The sequence below is a fragment of the Lactiplantibacillus pingfangensis genome, from assembly GCF_005404945.1.
Taxonomy (GTDB): Bacteria; Bacillota; Bacilli; order Lactobacillales; family Lactobacillaceae; genus Lactiplantibacillus; species Lactiplantibacillus pingfangensis.
The window spans coordinates 112675-135365 of the sequence record NZ_BJDG01000007.1; the positions used below are offsets into that span (position 1 = coordinate 112675).

Below are 22691 nucleotides of genomic sequence, written 5' to 3' on the forward strand. Positions count from 1 at the left end.
TAATGATGATTTTAACAAATAATATGATTTCGAGAGGATGTTACTGATGAAATTAGTCGGAATTGTTGGGACGAACGCGACTCGTTCGACCAATCGACAACTGTTGCAATATATGCAACAGCACTTTGCCAAGCAAGCCACGATTGAAATTGCAGAAATTTCCGGATTGCCAGCTTTTGATGAACCAGAGGATCGGACGGCACCAGCTGCGGTTCAAGCCTTGTCTGACCAAATTGCGGCGGCCGATGGCGTTATCTTTGCCACCCCAGAGTATGATCATTCAATTCCAGCCGTTTTAAAGAGCGCGATCGAATGGCTCTCATACACAACGCGTCCGCTGATCAGTAAGCCAGTCATGATTGTCGGGGCCTCAAATGGGTCATTGGGAACTTCTCGGGCGCAAGCTCATTTACGCCAAATTTTGGAAGCCCCTGAATTAAAGGCGTTGGTCATGCCTAATGTTGAATACTTGTTAGGGCACTCGTTACAAGCCTTTGATGCCGCGGGTAACTTAAAAGACGCCACCAAAGCAGCCGAATTAGCCGATGATTTTACCGCCTTTATGGCCTTTGTGGACTTAACCGCCAAAATCACGTCGGCAAATAAGTTTGTTGAGAAAAATCAACAGTTTTCTTGGAGTCAAGTCGCAGACGGGAGGGATCTCTAATGAAATTTATTGGAATTGTTGGGACGAATGCTAAAAAGTCTTATAACCGTCAGCTGTTAACCTTTATGCAACAACATTTTGCGGCCAAAGCAGAAATTGAAATTTTGGAATTGGCTAATGTGCCGATGTTTGACGAGTCGGATGATCAGTCTGAAAGTCCAGTTATTCAAGAATTCGTTCAAAAAATCGACGCAGCCGATGGCGTGATTATCGCGACGCCTGAACATAATCATTCGATTCCTTCCGCTTTGAAGAGCATTATCGAATGGCTATCTTTCAAATTACATCCCTTAGATGGCAAACCCGTAATGATCGTTGGAGCGTCATACAGTGTTCAAGGCTCGTCGCGGGCGCAATTACATTTACGGCAAGTCTTGGATGCGCCAGGTGTCAACGCCAGTGTCATGCCCGGTTCTGAATTCTTATTGGGACGGGCACAAACGGCTTTTGACGCGCAAGGGCAGCTAAAGTCAGCTGGGACGATTGATTTCTTAGACAGTTGTTTTGCTAAATTTATGAAATTCACCAATCTGGTGACGGCACTGGCAGCGCCAACGGCTGTGAAATATCAACCGGGAACGTATGATGTTACTGCGACGGGGCACAATGGGGCGCTACCAATGTCCGTGACCCTCTCAGACGATCGAATCGAATCAATTAAGATTGATACGTCCTCAGAAACTAAGGGGATTGCCGACGTCGCCTTTAAGCGAATTCCCCAAGAAATTATTGATGGTCAAACGCTGGCAGTCGACGCGATCTCTGGGGCATCAGTCACAAGTAATGGTGTCATCAACGGGGTCGCCCAGGCGGTTAAACAAGCCGGCGCGAATCCCGATGAGTTGAAAAAACGGCGGCAAACGGTTACGGCACCACAAGCAAGTGTCACCGATATTACAACGGATGTTGTCGTTGTTGGTGCCGGTGGTGCGGGGTTAACCGCCGCGGCCAAAGTCTTACAAGCTGGCCGTAATGTGTTAGTGCTAGAAAAGTTTCCAGCAGTTGGGGGCAATACCGTCCGTGCTGGTGGGCCAATGAATGCGGCTGATCCTGATTGGCAACATCAATTTGACGCCATTCCGGGTGAAAAACACACGCTCAAAGAAATTACTGAAATTGATGAAGCGACAATTGATCAAGACTATCTCCCAGATTTTCGGGCGCTGAAAGGGCAAATTCAAGCCTATTTAACCGAAAACGAGGATCAACGGGGCTATTTATTTGATTCGATACTGTTACACCGAATTCAAACTTATTTGGGTGGTAAACGAACGGATCTAAATGGCAATAAAATCTATGGTCAGTATGACTTGGTCAAAGTTCTGACTGATCATGCGTTAGAATCTGTGAAGTGGCTCGAAAAAATTGGCGTTGATTTTGACAAATCGCAAGTCACGATGCCAGTTGGCGCAATTTGGCGGCGCGGTCACAAACCAATGGGAGACCTAGGTTTTGCGTATATTCAAGCGTTACAACCATTCGTCACAAAACATGGTGGTCGTCTCATGACTGAAACGACGGTCAAGGAATTAACGACCACTGACGGTAAAGTTGATGGCTTGATTGCCGAAGGACCTAAGCATGAAAAAGTGGTCGTCCATGCCAAAGCAGTCATTTTAGCGTCCGGTGGATTTGCGGCCAATACGAAGATGTTGCAAAAATATAATACGTATTGGACGTCGATTGATGATGATATTCAAACGACAAATTCGCCAGCAATGACTGGTGACGGGATTCGCTTGGGAACGAGTGTTGGGGCCGATTTAGTAGGGATGGGCTTTTCACAAATGATGCCGGTCTCTGACCCGGATACCGGTGAACTATTTAGTGGCCTACAAGTGCCACCGCAGAACTATGTCATGGTGAATCAAGCCGGTAAGCGGTTTGTTAACGAATATGGGAGTCGTGATGAATTGACGCAAGCGGCGATTGATAACGGCAGTCTGTTCTATTTGATTGCGGATGACGCAATTAAGGCGACCGCCTACAATACGTCACAAGCAAAGATCGATCAACAAGTCGCTGCCGGCACGCTGTTCAGAGCCGACACCTTAACGGATTTGGCGCAACAGCTGAACATGGACCCAGCTGTCTTGACTAAGACTGTCAACGATTACAACTCGTACGTCGACGCCGGTGAAGATCCAGAGTTCCACAAAAATGCGTTCGATTTAAAAGTTGCGGTTGCCCCATTTTATGCGACGCCGCGGAAACCCGCGACCCATCATACGATGGGCGGCTTGAAGATTGATACTGGTGCGCACGTGCTTAATACGGATGGTGCCGCCATTGATGGCTTATATGCCGCCGGTGAAGTTGCTGGTGGGATTCATGCTGGGAACCGTTTAGGCGGGAATTCTTTAGCTGACATCTTTACTTTTGGCCGGATTGCCGCGGGCAGCGCCTTACAAGATGAATTAACGGTGACTGAGTTCTAATTATGACTGTTTGGCAATGATTAAAGGTTGAAAGATGAAATTCGTGAGTAAGTCCCAGCATGACAATAACTAGTCCATACAGCGGTCATCACGAGTCTTGGTTAGAAGTGACCGTTGCTGATATGGTCCTGTTTACGATTATTCTTGTGCTTGCGGCCTTTAGGCAATCAATATAAGTGAAAAAGGCGACAGCGATTTTTAAAATCGTTGCCGTTTTTTTGCGAATTTTACCCATATTTATCTGTAAGGTGGTCCAAAAAATGGCCAGAACTGTCCGATCATCGCCCAATGATTCTAACTGCTCACCAAGATGTTAATTTTGAAGGATCTGTTGCTGATAGGACCGTGTTTATAATCCCTTTTGTGCTTGCAACCTGCAGTGACTAATAAAAAAAGCAATCTGTAGTAATAATGCGGTTGTTTGTCCGAGCACGAATTCTAAAATTAAATTGGCTATTTTTTACTGTAATCGCATAAAATATTAATTAATTTAGCGCCTTGGCTGTCATCAAAATTAACCGGTATTGCCCCAAAAAGTTGTGACGTAACTACGAGTGTTTAAGTATGGAGATTTTGGCTTTTGGGATTGAGTTTGTGGATTTTTATATAAATTGTCATTGATATGACGGGATTAATGAGCGCTTTTTAATAAGCAACCTTTAGCCAAGTATTACAAAATAAGTGCTGAGTAATTACCGGTATTAATGACGATTTTTAAGGTAATTTGATACTTTAACAGTGATGAAAATTATAAGTCATTTTCCCGTTGTTACTGACTTGAAATAATGTAAGATAATTACTGTTCAGAATGTTAGAATACAATATATTGAAAGGGGAGATGAGTATGACCCACCGGCGATTCTGGTACCGGGGCGGCCTAGGTCTAGCATTGGCAATCGGGGTGATTAATTACCTAGAACCACCAACGGTTATTCGAGCGGTACCGCGATCGCAAGTAAGTATTGAACAACTGACGCCGTTAACTGCTAGGACGTTTTCTGAGATAGCCTCGACGTCGCAACATCTAGCTAGTCGGCAAGCATCACAAGCAGCAACAAATTCCCAGGTGGACGAAAAACGGCACAGTCAAGGTGATTCCAGGTTAATTAGTGTTAGTCGTGCCAGTACAACGCTGGAAAACGCTGCAAGCAAACAACGTTCTGAGACAGCCACGACACGCGCAACTCGGGCAGTAGCGATGGTTAACGGTACCGTTAAGATGACGTTAGATGAAGCTGGAACGTTACATTTAAGTGGTGGTTCGTTTGGGAGCTCAGTTGGGGATGATACGGGGAGTTGGATTGGTCAAACGTTGACGGCTAACGGTTATAGTCCAACGCAAGTTTTAAAAATTGTGATTGATGGGCGTATTGTGGCTGGCAGTATCAGGAACTACAATTACCTGTTTTCTAACTTGGACCATTTAACCAGCGTTGTCGGCTTAGCCAACTTGAATCTGTCGACTGTCACCAGCTTAGAATATCTGTTCAATAAAGATAGCCAGTTGCAGCAACTTGATTTTGGACAGCAGAATTTTTCCAAGGTGCAAAGTTTTAAAGGTATGTTCAATCAATGCTCAGCGTTAACTAATGTTGTGGGGATTGGGCAGTGGCAAACGACTAACGTGACGGATATCTCACAACTATTCGCGGGCTGTTCACAATTAGTGGCGCTGGACTTAACTGGTTGGGATGTTAGCTATGTGAGCAAGATGGTCGCCACGTTTAAAGGTTGTTCTAAGCTAGTCACATTAAATGTGGCCAATTGGAATACCCGCTCGCTGATTACGCTGGAGGATACGTTTAGTGGTGCGACTTCATTAACGGCCCTGCCTATCGATAAATGGAACGTGAGCAAAGTGAAGACCTTGTTGCGGACGTTTGCCAATTGTGCTTCGTTGACGTCATTGAACGTTGCTGAGTGGGATACGCGCCAAGTAACGGTAATGTCGACAACATTTAGAGGTATGACTAAAATAAAATCGTTACCGATTGACAACTGGCAAACTGGTCGGGTCTATAACATGCAGCTCATTTTCTATGAAGATGCCAGTTTAGTGTCGATAAATGTGGCTAATTGGGATACACGGCAGGTGACTTCACTAGATCTGGCTTTTGCAAAGCTTGACAGTCTAACGACATTGTCAATTGAAAACTGGAAAACGAGCAATTTGGAGACAATCCGCAGCACTTTTTACAATTCATCCAAGTTGCAGGCGTTACCGATTGCCAATTGGGATGTTAGTCAGGTTATCGATATGAATTCGACCTTCAGTGGTTGCCGCAGCTTAACCCCGTTGCCAATCGGGAAGTGGAATACCCAGAATGTGCAAAATTTGGGCGCGACTTTTGCAGGAATGACCAGCGTCACGGCGTTACCTGTTGACAATTGGCAGACCGGTCAGGTGAAGACGATGAGTGAAACCTTTAGGCAAGTTAGTAAAGTAACTGATCTGCCAATTGGGAGGTGGAATACGAGTCGCGCAACTAATATGTCACAATTGTTTGCTGATAATCCACAATTAACAAGCTTGCCAATTGATAATTGGACAATTAGTTCAGTTAGGGACGTCTCACAGATGTTTGCAGGGGACACCGGATTACAAGTGTTAAATCTTGGTGCTTGGAATACGGCTAACGTGACCAACTTTAACGCGATATTTGAAAATACCAATCTTGAGAAGCTAGATTTGCAAGGTTGGGATACTAGTCAGGCACAAAGTTATACCGATGCTTTTAGCGGTAAGCTGCCACCTAAGCGGCTTTTGTTAGGCAGAAACTTTAATTTCTTCAACAGCACTAGCTGGAAATTGCCGAATCCTAGTCATGACTCACCTTATGTTGGCAGATGGCGGAGTCTGAGTGACAATAAAATTTATACCTCGACTGATCTGATGACTAAATATGATGGTAAAACCATCATTGGTGAATTTGAATGGGCGACGGGGTTAACACTTACCACGAAGTATGTCGATGCTGAGGGAAAAATGTTGGCGCCGGATACTAAAGTTACGGGTGTCACTGGCGAAGCTTATCAGATTAAACCAATCGAGATTGACGGTTATTTGCCGGATCAACCGGATGGCGTTCAGGGAACTTTTACGGACAAAGATGAAACGATTTTGTTGAAATACAATCCTGGAAAATTGAAGTTTATTGCCGCACCACAAGAAATTGATTTTGGCCGCAATCCAATTACTGGTAAAGCGGAAAATTACCTTGCCACATATGACACTGGGTTAGTTGTTCAAGACAATCGGTTCCTTGGTTCAACCTGGTCGTTAAACGCCACACTTGCAGCGACAGGTTTTGCCGGCGATAGGTCTGGTCGGCCATTGGCAGCGGTGCTCAGTTATCAAGATCAACAAACGGGTCACGAAGCTGCGTTGATTCCGGGAATTGCCAGTTTGATTGTCAATAATCATCAAACCGTGTCACACCAAAGTGTCAATATCCTTGGGAAAACTGCGGCACTTGGTACGCTGCAGTTAAAAGTACCCACCGATCGTGCGTTGACGGAGACGTACCAAACGACGATAACTTGGACTCTCAATCAAGCGGTACCCAATCAGTGATAAAAAAGACGGTCAATTATTGACTAATAGTTAGATACATTCACAATAAATTCAAGCAATGATTTTATATTTATAACTAATCGACTGTCGAAATGATTAATGGGTGCTTTTGCACGATGATGACGAAACGAAAAAGGAGTGGCAATGGTGAAACATTTGAGTGTCATCACAATTGTCACCAGTATCCTACTTCTGTGGGGGTGGTTATCAACACCACTCAGCGCTGTGGCCAGCACGGCAGACAGTCCGGCGGCGATTCGCTTTGATGGTGAAAATGAGTCGTCGACCCAAAGTGCTGGCGAGCGCCAGTTACACATTACTGAACCTTCAAAATCCAGTCCTTCAGTTATTCCTAAATCGGATGATAATCGGTCTGTGCAGCGTCAGCGCCTTGGCTGGTTACCACAAACTAGTGAGCAATGGTGGTTGTGGGCCTGCATGACTGGTATTGGGTTATTGGTGATCTTAATCAGTTGGCAACTAATTAATTACTTAAAAAAAAGGAGTTCATTATCATGAAAAAAATATTATTAGGACTTTTATTCTCAGCAACATTGATTACAACATCAGGGTTAACGGCAAATGCTGCAGATACGACGCAAACGTCAAACGGGACGGTTGGTTTTGAAGGCGGCTCGATCACGATTGATAATGGGGATACAGACTTGTCAGCTGCTAGTCTGGATTTTGGGACAAATAAGATTCAACTGGCTAATACGGATAATAACTACGATAACACGAATAAAGCGGCGGCAGTTTCTGTCGTTGATTTACGGGGAACGGCTGCTGGCTGGGACTTACGCGTGAAACAAAATGCGGCTTTTAAGAACGACAAGGCTGCAACTAATCAAGAATTAACGGGGGCAATTCTGACATTGAATGGGGTCTTAGATGCCAATGCCTCGACAACGGGTGCGGATGCCGCTATTAATACGGGGGTTGCTTTAGACACGATTAATAGCGATAAGTCTTTGATGGCCGCAGTGACGGGTAAAGGAAACGGTAAAAATGTGGCGAATATTGCAAGTTCTCAATTGATGGTGCCCAAAACAACGGCACGAGCTGAAGGAAGTTACAGTACGACGTTAACTTGGAGCTTAAACGCCACGCCAGCCAATAGCTAACAAATCGTGATCGGAAAACTAAAAGGGTGCACGAGTTAATATCAATTTTCCGAATCATAACTTAGGGGGAAAATGATGTTAACGAAAAAATGGCGGCAGTGGGGACTAGGGGTGTTGGCAGGACTAGCTGGTCTTAGTTGGGGCTATATTGGCTTGGCCAATACGGTTGGTTTTGAAGTCGCACCAGTGATTTCGAAGTATCAAGTAGACAAAGCGGTTTCATATTATGATTTGCAGTTGAAACCTAGCCAAACAACGACATTGGCGGTTAAGGTGACCAATACTAGTATGCAAGCAATTACGGTGCATACTGGGGTGGCAGCCGCGACCACTAATCCGAATGGGGTTGTTGAATATCAGGCGACGACTGCGGGTAAGAACATTGATTTACCGGCCGATGTTCGTCAGTTAGTGACGACAACGAGTGACAAGCTGACTTTGGCTAAAGGGGCGAGTCAGATTGTCACGTTCAAAGTAAAAATGCCGGCCCAGAAGTATGATGGCGTGGTGGTTGGTGGCCTGAGCTTCTTAAAAAAAGCGCCGCAACAACCGCAAAAGAGTGCCATGGCGATTAAAAATCAATACGCTTACTCGGTGGCTGTCGTGCTGCACGGGGATCACCCACTGACCAAGAATCGGTTGACTTTGGGTAAAATTGAGGCGGCTCAAAATAATGGCTATAACTTAATTAGTTTGGCCTTGCAAAATCGGACCGCGGCCTTCTTAAACCAAGTTGAAACCGATGTTAAAATCTATCGACGTGGCGGTCATCAGCTGCGCTATAAGCAAGTTAAGCAACATGAACAAATTGCGCCAAATTCAATTTATAGTTTACCGTTGCGGATTGGGCGTGATGCGCTGAAACCTGGCAAGTATACGGCTGAATTGGCCGTAACATCGAAAAAACAACATTGGACGTTTAAAAAAGATTTTGACATAACGCGTGATCGCGCGAAACAGTTAAACAAAACCGCGGTGATTGAACACAATGTCAACTGGTGGTTATGGCTCAGTCTTGGGTTATTAATTTTGCTACTAGTGTTGATTGCTTGGTATATCCACCGTAAGCAGCAAAAAATTAAACGCTTGGAAGCACAACTTAAAGATCGAAATTAGGCGATTAGGTTTCTCAAAAAAGCTGGTCATGAAAAATTTTCGGATTTTTCATGACCAGCTTTTAACATGGGGGCGGCGACTTTACTAGTCCCGAACTGTGAGGGCCGAACCAGTTAGCCAATCAAGGTTAATTTTTTAGTCCCACGAGAAGCCGCGACGTAACGGCGGTTTTGACCGGAAATGGCATCTTGGTAGAACGCACTATGCCAGTCGGTTACGATAACTTGGTCAAACTCTAAGCCTTTGGCAACGGGCAGGGCTAAAATATTAATTCCAGATTGTACCGTTTGCCGGTCATTAGGACGGATCAAATGCGCATTGGGCACTTGTTTAGCTAACTGAACAGCAGCCGCAATGGTTGGGGTGATCAGTGCGAGACTTTGTCCATCCGGTACAGTCAGTGTCGAGTAGTGGCCGCTTGGCAAATGATTAGGTTGCGTGCCTTCTGGTTGCGCCGCTTGAATCACCGGCTGCCAATCACCGGCATATTGAGAAAAGGTGCGTGTAATCGCCCCAGTTGCCCGATAACTGGTCGTTAATTTTAAACTGATGGTCTGAGTATGGTCAAAAAAAGTAGCGATTGCGGGGGCAGTGCCGGTCAAGCGTTGTCGATGATCGCCGACAATCGTGAGCTGCGCGTTTTTAAAAACCGCCGCCAGGAGTAACCAGACATCGGCATCGTAATCTTGGGCCTCATCAACGAATAAGGCGGTGGTCGTCGTTTGTGTGTAGCCGGTAATTTGGACGAGTAAGTAGAGTCGGTCATAACTAGTGAGCGTGGGTAAGCCCCAACTGCTTGCCAGTGTTGACCAATCTAGCCATTGACTGACATCACTCGGTGTCTGGTTGGTGGCTTGCAACCAACGCCAAGCGTGTTGCACGCGGGTGATAAAAGCTGTTTCATCGGTCGTTTGCGCATAGGCTTGAGGGATTAAGCCTGCTGGGACTTCCGGTTGAGGCAGTTGAATTAAATCGGCTAATGCTGTCAGATGATTACCAGCTAAGGTCGAAAGTTCCAAGCCAAACCGCCGTCCGATGGCTTGAATTAGCGTCAAATAAGTGGTGCTCAATGGTTCGGCTTCTCCCAGCGCGGGTAGCACGCCCCGAATGTAGCGGCTAAAGGCAATATTTGGGGTAATAATCAGAATATCTGCCGGAGTCCAGGCGTCACGGTGCTGATAAAGTTGATAGGCAACCCGTTGCAGTAACACCGAAGTTTTGCCACTGCCAGCGACACCATCCACGAGGACGATGGGATGGTCTTGTTCGCGAATAATGGCGTTTTGTTCTTGTTGTATCGTGGCAGTAATTTCTTGTAACCCACCACTACGATTGTTCGCTAAAACTGCTAGGAGCAGTGGATCACCGATGGCAGTTTGCGAGTCGACCGCCTGGATCAACTGGTCGTGGTTAATGACAAACTGTTGTCGCTGGTTGACCGTGACCGCGATAACTCGATTATTGGCTTGATAAGTTGTGGCACCGATACGGTTAGCGTAATAAACGTCTGCGACCGGGGCCCGCCAGTCATAAACCAAATCATTACCGGCAGTATCAAGATAGCCGACTTTAGCAAGATAAAAATCTTCTGCGTCGTCAGCGTCGTAAGTGAGGTTGATTTTGGCAAAGTAGGCTTGTGGTAAGAGTAGTTTGGCGTGAGCCAGTCGCGTTGCGGCCGTTTGTGCACGGGCATTTAACGTGTCAATTTGGCGATTGTTTGCCTCAATGCTCGCAAAAGTATCCAACGTTTCAGTATAAGTCCCTAAGTCTAAATGGCCATCGGTTCCCAGATCACGTTTGACGTTGCGCGCTGTTTGTCCGAGTTCGGCCAGTTGCGCGGTAAGCGCGGGAATATCACGACTTAACTCTTGGTAGAGTTGCTGTAAATGTTGCGCTGCTGATTGACTCATCTAACCACCTCCGAGCCTCTAGTTTACGCGCTTGTTAGCAAATGACCAGTCTGTTTTTGGCTTGGTGAACATGCTATAATTAAGTTGAGGGAAGGGTGATTTTGACTTTTCGACTAGAAAGTTGGTGCTTCCGGTTGTTGCTGATAACATGCGGTCGTGGGACCGGACCAAGCCAGAAACGTCTTGGCCCTCGCCCGGAACCCTTGCAAAAAGCGCAAGTGTCCCGGACCGTCCGTGGTGTAAAGTCGGCAAAACACCGACTTAACGCCACCTTCACGACCGATGGTATCAGTAACAACCTGCAGCTAAGGCTGACGGAGTAATACCAAGATTATATTTTGGAAGTGGCCAGTACTTATGAGCCTTTTTGTGCGACCACTTCGAATTTCAAACTTATCAAGATATCAAAAAGCACACTGCCGCAATTGGCAATGTGCTTTATTTTTAAGAAATTCTCGCAGCCTGATCATGATGACTATTTTTGGGTAAACCTCGAATGTCATTTAAATTTAGGACAGCGTTGATGAGTTAAAGCGCCCACGCACCCATACCTTGGGCATGATAAAGGTTAACCGCGGCGTTTACTTGTGAGTCAACGGAACCGCTGCTAATGTGGATATTCTGAAATAGCCCATAGGCGCCACTGCTACTGTTTTGAACTTGGGGCTGCCAGCCGGACTCACGCGTGATAATGTGATTCCAAGTGTCAGCGGACACGCCGGTGCGGGCGGCCATTTGGGTTAAAACATAGCTTTGTAAGTTATGACCGGTATAACTTGAGCTGACCGGTGCTGCCGTCGCTGCCGATTGTGTCGTCGAACTGACCCTGGTTTGGGTTGATGGCTGTGTTGCGGGCACACTAGGCTGAGGCGTTGCAGTGGGCGCCACTACCGGGGATGTCACGGGCGCACTAGTGGCAGTTGGTCCGTCAACACCGGGAAGCGTTAAGACTTGACCAGGAAAAATCAAGTTGTTCTGAATCTGATTGGCCGCTTCAATCGCAGCGATTGTTGGGCCATAGTGTTGTGAGATCGCCCAGACACTGTCACCAGCTTTGACGGTATAAGTTGTATCGGCGTTGGCAGTCACGGCACCCGCCAATAATAAGCCTAAGGTTGCTGCGGAAGTTGTTAAGATGGTATTGATGAATTTTTTCATAAGTGGCACTCCTATCATGTCAAAATGTATAAGTTGTTTGCTAACCTGAACAACTTCGAGTCTAGTGTTTGACTATTACAGGAAAGTAACAGGTTGTTTAAGAAAATTAGGCAAACTGACCTGTTTGTAACGCGTTTGACATAACTGACATACTGCGCTTTTCAGGTTAAACTAAGCGGGGTTCCCGGTAATCATTGTGGCGTACGGTAATTGCGCTGACCTAATAAAATTATTGATATATTACGATCGGAAGCGGGTGAAACGAATTGGGCGAAGGGCACTCGGGGTCAACTGTTAACGATGATTAGTCGCGATTGGGGCGTTCAGACGACTGTTTTAGCGAGAAAAAGGGTTTGTCAGGTGAGTTACCCAGCCAATTGCGCGCTAGTTTAGCCGAACCGACGACGCGTGATTATTTTAGTTAGCGCTACCACGATAAAGCCCGCCAGACCGATATTTTCCAGAAATCGACCTCACGAAACTTTAATATTAAAGTAATATGACCGCCTAAAAGGCTAAATACCCGCTTCTAGCCTAGTCTGACGCAATTTATACCCGTCAAGGGGGCTTGCTTTTCACCCTCAAAATGCATATTATTTATATGTAATAAATTTCGAATGGAGGAAATTATGTCAGAACAGTATTTTGATCCAAAGTTAAAGATTTTTGCTTTGAATTCAAATAAACCATTGGCAGAAAAGATTGCTGAAGCCGTTGGTGTTAAGTTAGGCAAGACATCAGTTGATCGCTTTAGCGATGGCGAAATTCGCATTAACATTGAGGAAAGTATTCGTGGTGACCAAGTGTACATCATTCAATCAACTTCCGCTCCTGTTAATGATAACCTAATGGAATTGTTGATTATGATTGATGCGTTACGGCGAGCAAGTGCTAAGACGATCAACGTGGTCATTCCTTATTATGGGTATGCCCGGCAAGACCGGAAAGCTCGTTCACGGGAACCAATTACCGCTAAGTTAGTTGCTAACATGCTTGAAACAGCCGGTGCAACACGGATTTTGGCGCTTGATTTGCATGCCGCTCAAATTCAAGGTTTCTTCGACATCCCATTGGATCACTTAATGGGCGCGCCACTGTTAGCTGACTATTTCTTAACACATCATTTAGCTGAAAATGCCGTTGTGGTTTCACCAGATCATGGTGGGGTGACGCGGGCACGTAAATTAGCTGAATTCTTGAAGGCACCAATTGCCATCATCGACAAGCGTCGCCCACGGGCTAATGTCGCGGAAGTCATGAATATTATCGGGGATGTGAAGGGCAAACGTGCCATCATGATCGATGATATGATTGATACGGCCGGGACCATTACCTTGGGGGCCCAAGCCTTGATGGACGCCGGTGCAACGGATGTTTATGCCAGTTGTACACATCCTGTCTTGTCTGGTCCAGCCATCGAACGGATCGAAAAGTCACCAATCAAGCAATTGATTGTGACTGACTCAATCGAATTACCAGCCGAAAAACAAATCGATAAAATCGTGCAAGTTTCTGTTGGTCAATTAATGGGTCAAGCGATTAAGTTCATTCATGAAAATAAACCAGTTAGTCCATTATTCAAGAATCGTTTCCATAACGAAGAAAACTAGACTAGTGTTACTAGGACGTCGAGTTGGGGGTTGTTGCCAACTTGACGCCCTTTTTTTATCGTCAGTTAACTACCTGAATACTGTATCGAGATTATCAAGCATGCGACCTAATTATGTCGTGAATAACCGGTCTAGAACATTGCTTATGAAACTCAGTCCAGTTTTAGGTACAATAGACGTGAGTGATAAAAGAAGGTGGGAGACGTGGATTGGTTTTATTGGGGTAGTTTAGCACTGGCGATTGCGTTAACGTTACAATTGACAGATCGACGACGTTGGTTAACTGGACATTTTTTGCTGTTGGCCGGAATTGGCTTGGCGTTAGCGACTTATCGCAGTGTGAGTGACGACGCGGGCCCACTGTGGCAATTCATCATTGTGGGGTTAAAAGTTGCCGTCTATGTCTTGGCGCCACTGATTGTGTTTGTCGTGGCGATTAGTTTTGTACGTTATAGCGTTCGTTTGATTCGCAAAGAAGGTTGGCATTTACATTACAGCCTGTTGGCTATTGTCGGCGTCTTAATGGTTGGCATGCTCATTTTAGCCATCCTAAACGGTGTTTATTGGCGAAGTAACCGGTTGTGGCAGTTGCTAGGACTAGCCATCATTTTGACGGCTTACTTTGCGTTTGGCTTTCTGGCGTATTTGGTTGCTGGACTAACGACACGAATGGGACGTCATCGGCCGGTTGATGTCATTATTGTGCTGGGTGCCGGGCTAATGCCTGACGGGCGGCCAACGCGGACATTGAGCTATCGGCTAAAGACGGCAGCTAAGTTCTACCGCCAGCAACGTGCTAAAGATCATCATGATGTCACGATTGTCGTTTCTGGTGGTCAGGGGCCGGACGAAATTATGGCTGAAAGCACGTCAATGCGGCAGTATTTAGTCGACTTGGGCATTCCACGAGATGTAATCTTAGAAGAAAATCGGTCAACTTCGACGGTTGAAAATTTAAAATTCTCACATGCGCTGATTGTCAAACGCCAGCCTTTTTATCATGCTGCCATGGTGACGAGTGATTATCACGTCTTACGAGCCAATATTTTGGCAAGACGATTGGGATTAGCGATTTATGGCATCGGCGCGCCAACACCTTGGTATTACTTGCCGTTTGCGATGTTTCGAGAATATTTAGCCCTCATCTTGATGACGCGTTGGGCTAATTTAGCGATGGTACTAGTGTTAACGGTGAGTTATGTTGCAAAGTTAGTTAACCTAATTTAAATAAACTGATGGCCGTCGCAAAAATAAGTTGCTTACCGATTGTTAATGGTATAATGAGTGCAGTTTTAAAAGGAGGGATTTGCCGTGAAGCAAGCACAACGATCACCTTTAGGGCTGATAATCGTCATGCTGTTAGGCTTGATGACCTTATCAGGTTGTGCGAAATTCACTGGCGGGTCAGTTGATAGCAGTTCCGCTTCGACGACCACCAGTAGTACTACGGCGGTTTTGACTAAAGCCGATCAACAAATTTCGCATTCAAAAATGACTGCTGCCCAGAAAACTTTAGCGGCAGTTAAGCATCCAGATGCTGATGTCAGAAACTTGGCAACCGGACTGGATTATTATCAAAAAGCTGCGGATGCCTTGGCTAAGAATCAGTTAAGCTCGGCAAAAGTTGCTTTCGATACGCTTGAAAATTATCAGGTAACAGCTGATACGAGTTTCTTAAAAGCGCGTGCGACTTTGCATCACCAGTATCAACAAGTTAAGTTGGCGAATAGTTACTTTAATTCGGCGCGTGATGACTTGAGTGTTCATGAGCTGGTGGCAGCGAAGACGGCGATTGATAAATTAGATCAAATTGCCCCGATTCACCCAGTGATTAAGCAATTACAACAGAAATCGTTAGCCATGAAGCAGGCCATCATGAATTATGAAGCGTCGCAGTCAACGAGTTCTGGCAGTGACAGCTCAACCGTTGTGAGTTCGTCCAGTAGTTCGGACGCGAGTGCTGCAAGTTCTGTGACGAGCAGTGACAGTACTTCAAGTGCGACGTCGACGAGTTCGGCAAATAGCGCCACGAGTAGCAGTACGCTCACAACACAAGATGTTTTGAAGGACTTTCAGTCAGCAGCAGGGGTGTCATTTGCTAAAACGGATCAGTTCAATATTGTTAAACAGACGAAGACTTATTACGAAATTGACGTGTTACATGACAATGACCAAGCTGAAACAGCGTCTAACCTGACGGATGTCTATCGTTATTATCCCGATAGTGGTCAGGTGACAAAGCAAGATTCGGCTTCCGGTGATTTTAAATAGTAGTTTAGACTCAATCGTATTTTGGCGGTTGGGTCTTTTTTTGTCCAATCAAGACGTGAATTTATAGCTAGGCTTGTTTTCGTTATAAAAATATTATAATATCCATGTGAATAACTTTTTAGAGGATGCTCAACCGTTAGCTGGCATGGAATTGTGGCGATACTGATGCGATTGAAGTGGGTAAATTGGACTTTAGCAGTGTTTATGAAATGGTGCCAAATAGATTGAAACTCAGTGGTGTTTAGAGTAGTAAAGAGAGAATTACGGGCTTTTATCCAAGGGTTAAATGATTAATCTTAAAGGGGAAAAGATGACAAAAGAATTTCATATGATGAATAAGCGTGAAGCTACAGAAGTAATGTCAATGTACTTTAATGTGGTGAGAGGATCATATTTAAAAGATGCGCTTGATTCTTTTGCGCGTAAAGAAGGCTACGGTCAAGAAGTAATTCTAATCTCATTTGATACTGATCTAGATGATTATGATCAGGCACAACTGCCAAAATTGTTGGATAAAAAGCACGTATTATTAGAATTGGACTACCCTGCCGTGGAAAAGGATCAAATAGCCTATTTAGATTTCAGGATGTTTTATGAGTATTTAGCTCTAAATATTGTAAAAATAGGGAATGATTCGGAAAATAAAGAACTGTTAAAATTATTGACCAAGGTCAAAAACGGATTGAATGTATAGTTTTTAATTTTTTAGAATGATAGATTGTCAGCAGTTGTATGTATTGATTATATTATGAATCAAGGTAATGGTGAGCTAGTTATTTTGGAAAATAAGCGAAGTTTAAATAGATTAGACAATTGGATTTAAAACAGTTAACAACTAAAAGGCAGGCAGTATTGTTAACTATTTTTTTGACATAATTGAATTATTTTGAAAATCGTCGGACAAAAAAGGCAAGCTGCCAAAATGTTTAACTAAATAGAAGCTGAATAAGCACTTTGAAAAGCTAGTCACGGATAGATAGCAGTGTAACTGGTCAAAATAAAGATACGCTTCTAAAAATCATTGAAAAAGTTCAGTATCAAAGAGCTATGAATACTTATAAAATTTGAAGGTATTGATGTAAAAAGCCGTATGGGGCTGAAAGAGTTGGCTTTTTAGGAAGGAGAAACCATGGTTTACATAAAAGAGGTTCTTTGGCTTGATTCCAATACAAGAGAAGCATTTGTTGTTCTTAGTGATGGTTGTAATGAACTTGTTTGCTTCTCTGACTCGTTTAATCAAGGAAAAGGAGAAGCTTTCTTCGGGAAAATATATGAATTTGAAGCAGGCTTTGCATGGAAACAAGTTGCGGGGGAAAGTTGTAGCTTAGCAAGATTGAAAAAAGGTACAGATCACGCGTATACGCTCTTTGGTAAGATAACCAAGGACTGGAATTTGCAACTGGGACAATTTGTAATTGATATGCCAGCGGATGCCTTTAAGAACTGTAATGTAGCAGATTATGTTGGTATTGAAGTAATGAGGCTCGATATGGAAGACAGCTAAATTAAAGGTGATATCAGGACGTTTTACAGTTGATTGGGCAAATTGTTTTTGAGAAATTGGAAGATAACAGATTATAATTATTTTTATAATAATTGGACTAATTTCTATGCTATTTTTTTATTGGCTTAGGCCATCTGAGCTGCGCATTGGGGAATAATTTGATTAGTAGCATACAAAGGATTACCATGCTATTTTTATGGAAATTAAATGAGGTGTGAGCAATGAAGAATGAAATGTTATCTGTCGGTCGGGCAGATATAGCGCAAATTATAAAGAGAAAGAAAGCTGAAAATTATTACATTGTGAGTATTCCAGGAAAAGAGATACAAACTGAAAAAGACTTTTTTGAAATTATGTCTAAAAGCTTCCAATTACCAGATAGTGATGGATGGGATCCTTTCTTTGATTGGATGACGGATCTGAGTTGGATACCTGATCGACGAATCTGTATTGTTATTAATAATTATAATGATTTTTTAAAGTCGGCTATCAAAGACAAAAGAAAGTTCAAAAAATATTTGAAGTTAATAGAATTATTTTGGGAGAAAGAAGTTTTAACGACGATAGTTGGTGGGAAACTCGGTCATTTATAGTATATACGGTCGTCTAGACAGCTATATTTCAGAAAAAACAAAGGGTGGATGAGAGGCCTAATACACAAGGCTTCATGGTATAGAGAGGTTTGGTGAAATAATGCGCTTAAACATGCAATCGAATTATTATGCAATGACGGAATTTATGGAGTCATACTACTGGGCGACAAAGGATGATAGTCTTGGAGATATTTTGGGATCATTAAATATGTGGCGAAATGATGATGATACTTTATTTGATAAAGCAATTTCCGATGATTGGGAAAAATTCTATGATGATATTAGTCAACAGGATCATACTTTGTTTGAGGGTTTTTTAGTAGTGGAGCAATTTGTAAATGAATATTTGGCAGATTATGAATATTCTACTGAGTTAGCGCGTAATTTGACATACACAATTAGAAAAATTTGCAGTATGTCTGTCATAGAACGTCAATCAAACCCAGTCTGGCTAAACTGGCTGGAAGCAGTTAAATGGGTTTGTAATCCAGATGTTGTCAAGGTTAATGAGTCGCCGTTTATGACTAGCAAGAGAAAAGATGCCACGATGGCTCATAAAAAAGAATTTCCAGTTGCAAAGGTCATGCCTTCAATACGGCCAGTTATTTTTGACCAGAGCGATGGCTTACAGATAACGCAGAACCAGAACTATTTTATGATGATAAGTTTTTTAGATCAATATTTTCAATCAACTAACAATCCAGACTTAAAAGTAATATTGACTGAATTTACACCGGGAAAAAGGACAATTTCACAACTGGACAACTGGAGTAATTGGAATGATTATTTCATAGGTGTTGCACATAATGAAGATACAGTTAATTCTGTTCAAGCGCTTGCAGTTGTTTGTCAGTTTATGCAAGTATGGGTGCCGGATAATGCATTGCACACTTTCTTTGGTAGAAAACTAACTCAGGATATTTGGAATGTGATATACATGAAAAATGAAGCGAGAAAACAAACGAGAATTTGGAAAAATTGGACTTTATCAGTAAAAAAGATATTAGGCGTTTAATACGAATATACCAGTGCAAAGTGGGAATGCTGAGCATCGTTCATAATCATATTAGGTGAGTTGCTGATGAGAGTTAGCGCATTTAATTTGAAATTCTGGAGTGGGAAAATTGGAAAATGGCAGCTGTATGTATCAATTGTTATCGCTACAACAAGACATGATTACAAGAGTGATAGATTTAAAAAACACAGAAACTCAGACGATCGAAACCTGTTTTGATGATTCGGCGACTGTAAGTATTGATAAAACTTTTGAGTTTATGAGAGTTGGCGGGGTCTATAACTGCAAAATTGCATTATTTGGTGGGACTAAAAAAATGAATGCCGGAGAATGGCACGAATATACAATTGTGAAGGAGAGCGTAGTTGTTGGTGATGCATTATTTGTGCAAGTACAACTTGGGAATGATTATTACTATGTACATCAAGAACAGGTATTACCCTATCTCTCATCAAAAAAATTAATGTTTGACTGTGCTAGAAAAGATTTAATACAAGTAGATGAAATGGTAAATGAAGGATTATATAACTGGATTGTATGAATTTAAAAGAGGGTTAGATCAACTTAGCCTGTCAAATGATGATGGGGTGCGTAACGATATGATTTTGGTAAAAGCGATTGATCCACCGGATGAAGGATATAGAGATCCATTTGTTTTATTAAGTGATGGTGCGATTGAGTTGTGGGTATTTGCTGATGAGTTTAAAAATAAAATTGGTGATGAATATACTAGTTATATTATGTCTTTGCAAGAGGAAGATGCAGTATTGCAGATAACTGAGAAATATGCCGCGTATAAAAAAGGACCCTATCTCTATTCATATGACTTATATGGGAAAATTACTTCAAATTGGCTATTAGCGGTTGGTGATTTCGAGATAGATGTTACTGAGGATGCATTGAGGGACTTTGAAGTGGGAGATTTTGTTCATGTGCAAGTAGACAGACTTGATGGCATTATATGCAATGATTGAATTTTTAAATGTGAAAGGAGCGTAAGTTTGCAAATAAAGCAGGTGTTTAAATATCAATTTTGGGATTCTGGAATGTACCTACAGGAGGTAACTAGACATAGTCAGAACGGTCTAGTGGTTAATCTTCATGCAATTAGCAATACGCGTGTGAATTTTTGGATTAAATTTTTTGGCGATATTCGCAGTATTCGAACAGATTATCTCTATGTACGTGCTCAAGATTTCGAGAAAATAGAAACGATTAAAGGCGAAGAATTTGTGGAAGAAACAATGGTTGCTGAGTGGCTAGATTCATCATATTTAGCGAATAATGTAAGGAATATTGTTTCAGGTCAAAGGTATCACCACTTTATTGTTTGGACTGGTGAGGACCGATACTCAGAGATAATTACTAATAAAATGCCAATGGTGTATACAATTCAGCCAAAACTGGAAAACTATGACACTTGGCAGAATTGGAGTCAAAGCTGATGGAGACTTGGGAGAGCTTATTTCGACAAAAGAATGGCAGTGGAAAATATTTTAAAATTGAGACCATTGTGAGCAACGGGTTTTGCCAAGTTGGACTCTACTCTAAAATAACCAAAACAAAGCAGCTAGTATTTGCTTTCGAGGCGCCTATTTTTGCGGTGCATGAAAATAAGAATGTTCTTCAGGAACACAGTCGCAGTGAGGAAAAGTTGAAACGGTTATTAAAAAATGATTTAGATACGATTCTCTATGAAGTTAAGAATTCTGAATTGAAAGGTTGGTTAGTGCAACGTAAGTGGCCGAACAATGATACAACACTTGGTGATGTGCGACACTTTGTGGTAAGAACTGACGTGTGTAGCATCGATGTACTGAGCAAAAATGTAAAATGTGAAAGCTAATTATTATATTAATTGGACTACTAATGCTGGATAGGTACTTTGGTTTGGTCTGTGGGGCTGAAATTTTGAATTAGTTATTATGACTAATTAGTTGTAAAAAAATGGAGTGAAACTGAAATAATGACCCTTCTTGATACTAAATACACTTTTTATGCCATGACGACGTTTCTGGATTCATATTATTTTATGACTGAAACTGATGACTCTTTAGGAAGCCTATTGGGCTCAATGATTATGTGGAGAAATGATAATGATGAATTGTTCGATCAAGCAATTTGGGAAGATTGGATAACTTTTTTCAATGCGGTAACTGTATCTGATCACACGCCGTTAGAAGGCTTTCAAGCTGTTAAGCAATTTGTAAATGAGTATTTGCCCGACACTATTGATACGACTGAACTAGCTCGGAGAGTGACTTACAATATTAATTTGATTTGCGATATGAGAGATGATGAGCGGGGGAAAGCGTCTGTCTGGATAAACTGGACGGCTGCCATAAGTTGGCTATCGAGCCCTGATACTTTTCTTGTCAAGGAGTCTCCATTTAAAGACAGTGAAAGAAGCGAAAGCAAAAAATCTAATTCTCGAAAGAAAGGTTTTCCGATTGCAAAAGAACTGTCTGGAAAGTGTGCCATAAACTTCGAATGTGTAGGAGATCAGAGAGAAATTTCAGAAAAGCAGATTCGCTTAATCATGTTAGAATTTGTACATTATTATTATGAAATAAGTGGGGGAGATAGGGACTTAGAAAATATTTTGAGACTATTAAATCCTGAAAATGATGGTATAGATATAAAAACAATTAACTGGTACTTTTCGGAGGTTGCTGTGCATGCGACTACCGTTAATTTATTTCAGGCACTATACGTCGTTAATATGTATATGTTGATTCAAATACCGGACAACGCATTACACACAAGCTTTAGTAGACAATTAACTCGGAATATTTGGCATACCGTATACATGCCTGATGAAGCGGGAAAACAAACGGAAATTTGGAAAAATTGGACTTTAGCAATTGAAAAGATAGCAATTGGCTAACTTAAATATAATCTGAACAGGTAAATTATTATCGTTACAACCAGACTAATTCTAAGTATAAATAAAGAGGTGCGATTTTGAATGATAACTTAATATTTAGCCGTAATTGGGAAGATGACTCATTGCTAGAATTGAAGGTCGAAGCACAGAACGAGTATGTAACAATTTGGCAGAGCTGTTATATCGCAAATGGATTTTTGAAAGAACAAGCTACGAATATTTCAAATTTTGTGAAAATGGCTGGACAAAGTTACTATATTGAATTTGGTGAATTGTCAGGTAATTATACGCCTGCATTTTCGATGGAACTTAAAAAAGTAGATGATTTAGGACATATCCGGGCTGAGTTAAATTTAGAGAATGAAGACGATGGAAATAGAAAGCATCGCTGCCAATTATACATAAAAACGGAACAAGGCATGTTGTTAAATTTTTGCCAAGGCTTAAGGGCAATGAGTGAGGGTAAGTGTGACAAGACTGAATTGAACAAATTGTCCTAAAATAATATAAAAAATTTGAAGCTAAGGATGATAATGCATTAGGAAAACAGTTAATGTCTAACGGCTTCTGGGAGTCTTTCCGGTATTATTGCGTAAGCGTAGAAAAGCAATTGACACTAAGCGTGATACGATGTGGGTAAAATTGTATCATCTCGTAAATATCATGAAAATAAATATTTAAATGGGAGCAATTATGACATTACATTATTTTACGATAATTGATGGCAGTCAGAAAAAAGTGAACATGTGTTATGATCCCTCTATGGTTGTCAGATGAAATACTATAATTCATCTGATTATCATGGAGGGATTTTTGTATGTCCA

Annotated in this window: 21 protein-coding genes; 19 read left to right on the forward strand and 2 right to left on the reverse strand. The window is 42.4% G+C overall.

Going from position 1 to position 22691, the window contains the following annotated elements; all coding sequences use genetic code 11:
* The first annotated feature begins 46 nt into the window (after positions 1-46).
* The 6 genes from FFM74_RS04860 to FFM74_RS04885 all read left to right on the forward strand — a co-directional run bounded on the left by FFM74_RS04860 (position 47) and on the right by FFM74_RS04885 (position 8919).
* Entirely contained in the window at positions 47-667 is a 621-nt protein-coding gene (locus FFM74_RS04860) for an NADPH-dependent FMN reductase (RefSeq protein WP_137625510.1), read from the forward strand.
* Positions 667-3105 (forward strand): flavocytochrome c, encoded by a 2439-nt coding sequence (locus FFM74_RS04865; RefSeq protein ID WP_137625511.1) that lies wholly within the window; start codon positions 667-669, stop codon positions 3103-3105. The genes FFM74_RS04860 and FFM74_RS04865 overlap by 1 nt, the downstream gene beginning before the upstream one ends.
* Before the next feature lie 844 nt (positions 3106-3949).
* Positions 3950-6679, forward strand: a complete 2730-nt coding sequence (locus FFM74_RS04870; RefSeq protein WP_137625512.1) for a BspA family leucine-rich repeat surface protein — start codon at positions 3950-3952, stop codon at positions 6677-6679.
* Positions 6680-6823: 144 nt separating this feature from the next.
* Positions 6824-7198, forward strand: coding sequence for an EF2685/EF0750 family sortase-dependent surface protein (locus FFM74_RS04875; protein WP_223877163.1), 375 nt, complete (start codon positions 6824-6826; stop codon positions 7196-7198).
* Entirely contained in the window at positions 7195-7803 is a 609-nt protein-coding gene (locus FFM74_RS04880) for a WxL domain-containing protein (protein ID WP_137625514.1), read from the forward strand. The genes FFM74_RS04875 and FFM74_RS04880 overlap by 4 nt, the downstream gene beginning before the upstream one ends.
* A gap of 72 nt (positions 7804-7875) precedes the next feature.
* A complete protein-coding gene (locus tag FFM74_RS04885) occupies positions 7876-8919 on the forward strand; it encodes a WxLIP family cell surface protein (RefSeq protein WP_137625515.1) in 1044 nt (347 codons plus the stop codon).
* Between the two features lie 113 nt (positions 8920-9032).
* On the opposite strand, the gene FFM74_RS04890 is transcribed toward FFM74_RS04885, so the two are convergent.
* Entirely contained in the window at positions 9033-10829 is a 1797-nt protein-coding gene (locus FFM74_RS04890; protein WP_137625516.1) for a UvrD-helicase domain-containing protein, read from the reverse strand.
* Between the two features lie 528 nt (positions 10830-11357).
* Positions 11358-11987, reverse strand: a complete 630-nt coding sequence (locus FFM74_RS04895; RefSeq protein ID WP_137625517.1) for a LysM peptidoglycan-binding domain-containing protein — start codon at positions 11985-11987, stop codon at positions 11358-11360.
* Between the two features lie 629 nt (positions 11988-12616).
* Between FFM74_RS04895 and FFM74_RS04900 the strand changes: the two genes are divergently transcribed.
* The 13 genes from FFM74_RS04900 (at position 12617) to FFM74_RS04960 (ending at position 22367) form a co-directional block, all read left to right on the forward strand.
* Positions 12617-13597 (forward strand): ribose-phosphate diphosphokinase, encoded by a 981-nt coding sequence (locus FFM74_RS04900; protein WP_137625518.1) that lies wholly within the window; start codon positions 12617-12619, stop codon positions 13595-13597.
* A gap of 204 nt (positions 13598-13801) precedes the next feature.
* A complete protein-coding gene (locus FFM74_RS04905; RefSeq protein WP_137625519.1) occupies positions 13802-14824 on the forward strand; it encodes a YdcF family protein in 1023 nt (340 codons plus the stop codon).
* Between the two features lie 84 nt (positions 14825-14908).
* Positions 14909-15868: a hypothetical protein gene (locus FFM74_RS04910; protein WP_223877165.1), complete on the forward strand. Its 960-nt coding sequence runs from the start codon at positions 14909-14911 to the stop codon at positions 15866-15868.
* Between the two features lie 310 nt (positions 15869-16178).
* Positions 16179-16562 (forward strand): hypothetical protein, encoded by a 384-nt coding sequence (locus FFM74_RS04915; protein WP_137625520.1) that lies wholly within the window; start codon positions 16179-16181, stop codon positions 16560-16562.
* A gap of 435 nt (positions 16563-16997) precedes the next feature.
* Positions 16998-17372, forward strand: coding sequence for a hypothetical protein (locus tag FFM74_RS04920; RefSeq protein ID WP_137625521.1), 375 nt, complete (start codon positions 16998-17000; stop codon positions 17370-17372).
* A gap of 221 nt (positions 17373-17593) precedes the next feature.
* On the forward strand, positions 17594-17965 hold the full coding sequence (locus FFM74_RS04925; protein ID WP_137625522.1) for a barstar family protein: 372 nt from the start codon (positions 17594-17596) through the stop codon (positions 17963-17965).
* 112 nt (positions 17966-18077) lie between these two features.
* Positions 18078-18980, forward strand: a complete 903-nt coding sequence (locus FFM74_RS04930; protein ID WP_137625523.1) for a hypothetical protein — start codon at positions 18078-18080, stop codon at positions 18978-18980.
* Between the two features lie 109 nt (positions 18981-19089).
* The gene (locus FFM74_RS04935) at positions 19090-19521 is read left to right on the forward strand and encodes a hypothetical protein (RefSeq protein ID WP_137625524.1); all 432 of its coding nucleotides are present in this window, start codon (positions 19090-19092) and stop codon (positions 19519-19521) included.
* Complete coding sequence (locus tag FFM74_RS04940) at positions 19493-19954, forward strand: hypothetical protein (RefSeq protein WP_137625525.1); 462 nt, start codon at positions 19493-19495, stop codon at positions 19952-19954. Before FFM74_RS04935 ends, FFM74_RS04940 begins: the two co-directional genes overlap by 29 nt.
* 27 nt (positions 19955-19981) lie before the next feature.
* Positions 19982-20425 carry a hypothetical protein gene (locus FFM74_RS04945; RefSeq protein ID WP_137625526.1) on the forward strand — a complete coding sequence of 148 codons (444 nt, stop codon included), beginning with the start codon at positions 19982-19984 and terminating at the stop codon, positions 20423-20425.
* A complete protein-coding gene (locus FFM74_RS04950) occupies positions 20425-20826 on the forward strand; it encodes a hypothetical protein (protein WP_137625527.1) in 402 nt (133 codons plus the stop codon). The genes FFM74_RS04945 and FFM74_RS04950 overlap by 1 nt, the downstream gene beginning before the upstream one ends.
* A 186-nt stretch (positions 20827-21012) precedes the next feature.
* Positions 21013-21867 carry a hypothetical protein gene (locus FFM74_RS04955; RefSeq protein ID WP_223877166.1) on the forward strand — a complete coding sequence of 285 codons (855 nt, stop codon included), beginning with the start codon at positions 21013-21015 and terminating at the stop codon, positions 21865-21867.
* A gap of 77 nt (positions 21868-21944) precedes the next feature.
* Complete coding sequence (locus tag FFM74_RS04960) at positions 21945-22367, forward strand: hypothetical protein (RefSeq protein ID WP_137625529.1); 423 nt, start codon at positions 21945-21947, stop codon at positions 22365-22367.
* The last annotated feature ends 324 nt before the right edge of the window (positions 22368-22691 follow it).

What these genes read in the sequence shown, in the direction of transcription:
- FFM74_RS04860 (WP_137625510.1), top strand. Translation starts at nt 47, where the DNA reads ATGAAATTAGTCGGAATTGTTGGGACGAACGCGACTCGTTCGACCAAT.
- FFM74_RS04915 (WP_137625520.1), top strand. Translation starts at nt 16,179, where the DNA reads ATGACAAAAGAATTTCATATGATGAATAAGCGTGAAGCTACAGAAGTA.
- FFM74_RS04955 (WP_223877166.1), top strand. Translation starts at nt 21,013, where the DNA reads ATGACTGAAACTGATGACTCTTTAGGAAGCCTATTGGGCTCAATGATT.
- FFM74_RS04885 (WP_137625515.1), top strand. Translation starts at nt 7,876, where the DNA reads ATGATGTTAACGAAAAAATGGCGGCAGTGGGGACTAGGGGTGTTGGCA.
- FFM74_RS04880 (WP_137625514.1), top strand. Translation starts at nt 7,195, where the DNA reads ATGAAAAAAATATTATTAGGACTTTTATTCTCAGCAACATTGATTACA.
- FFM74_RS04940 (WP_137625525.1), top strand. Translation starts at nt 19,493, where the DNA reads ATGAAGGATTATATAACTGGATTGTATGAATTTAAAAGAGGGTTAGAT.
- FFM74_RS04900 (WP_137625518.1), top strand. Translation starts at nt 12,617, where the DNA reads ATGTCAGAACAGTATTTTGATCCAAAGTTAAAGATTTTTGCTTTGAAT.
- FFM74_RS04865 (WP_137625511.1), top strand. Translation starts at nt 667, where the DNA reads ATGAAATTTATTGGAATTGTTGGGACGAATGCTAAAAAGTCTTATAAC.
- FFM74_RS04895 (WP_137625517.1), bottom strand. Translation starts at nt 11,987, where the DNA reads ATGAAAAAATTCATCAATACCATCTTAACAACTTCCGCAGCAACCTTA.
- FFM74_RS04875 (WP_223877163.1), top strand. Translation starts at nt 6,824, where the DNA reads ATGGTGAAACATTTGAGTGTCATCACAATTGTCACCAGTATCCTACTT.
- FFM74_RS04870 (WP_137625512.1), top strand. Translation starts at nt 3,950, where the DNA reads ATGACCCACCGGCGATTCTGGTACCGGGGCGGCCTAGGTCTAGCATTG.
- FFM74_RS04925 (WP_137625522.1), top strand. Translation starts at nt 17,594, where the DNA reads ATGAAGAATGAAATGTTATCTGTCGGTCGGGCAGATATAGCGCAAATT.
- FFM74_RS04890 (WP_137625516.1), bottom strand. Translation starts at nt 10,829, where the DNA reads ATGAGTCAATCAGCAGCGCAACATTTACAGCAACTCTACCAAGAGTTA.
- FFM74_RS04930 (WP_137625523.1), top strand. Translation starts at nt 18,078, where the DNA reads ATGCAATCGAATTATTATGCAATGACGGAATTTATGGAGTCATACTAC.
- FFM74_RS04950 (WP_137625527.1), top strand. Translation starts at nt 20,425, where the DNA reads ATGGAGACTTGGGAGAGCTTATTTCGACAAAAGAATGGCAGTGGAAAA.
- FFM74_RS04920 (WP_137625521.1), top strand. Translation starts at nt 16,998, where the DNA reads ATGGTTTACATAAAAGAGGTTCTTTGGCTTGATTCCAATACAAGAGAA.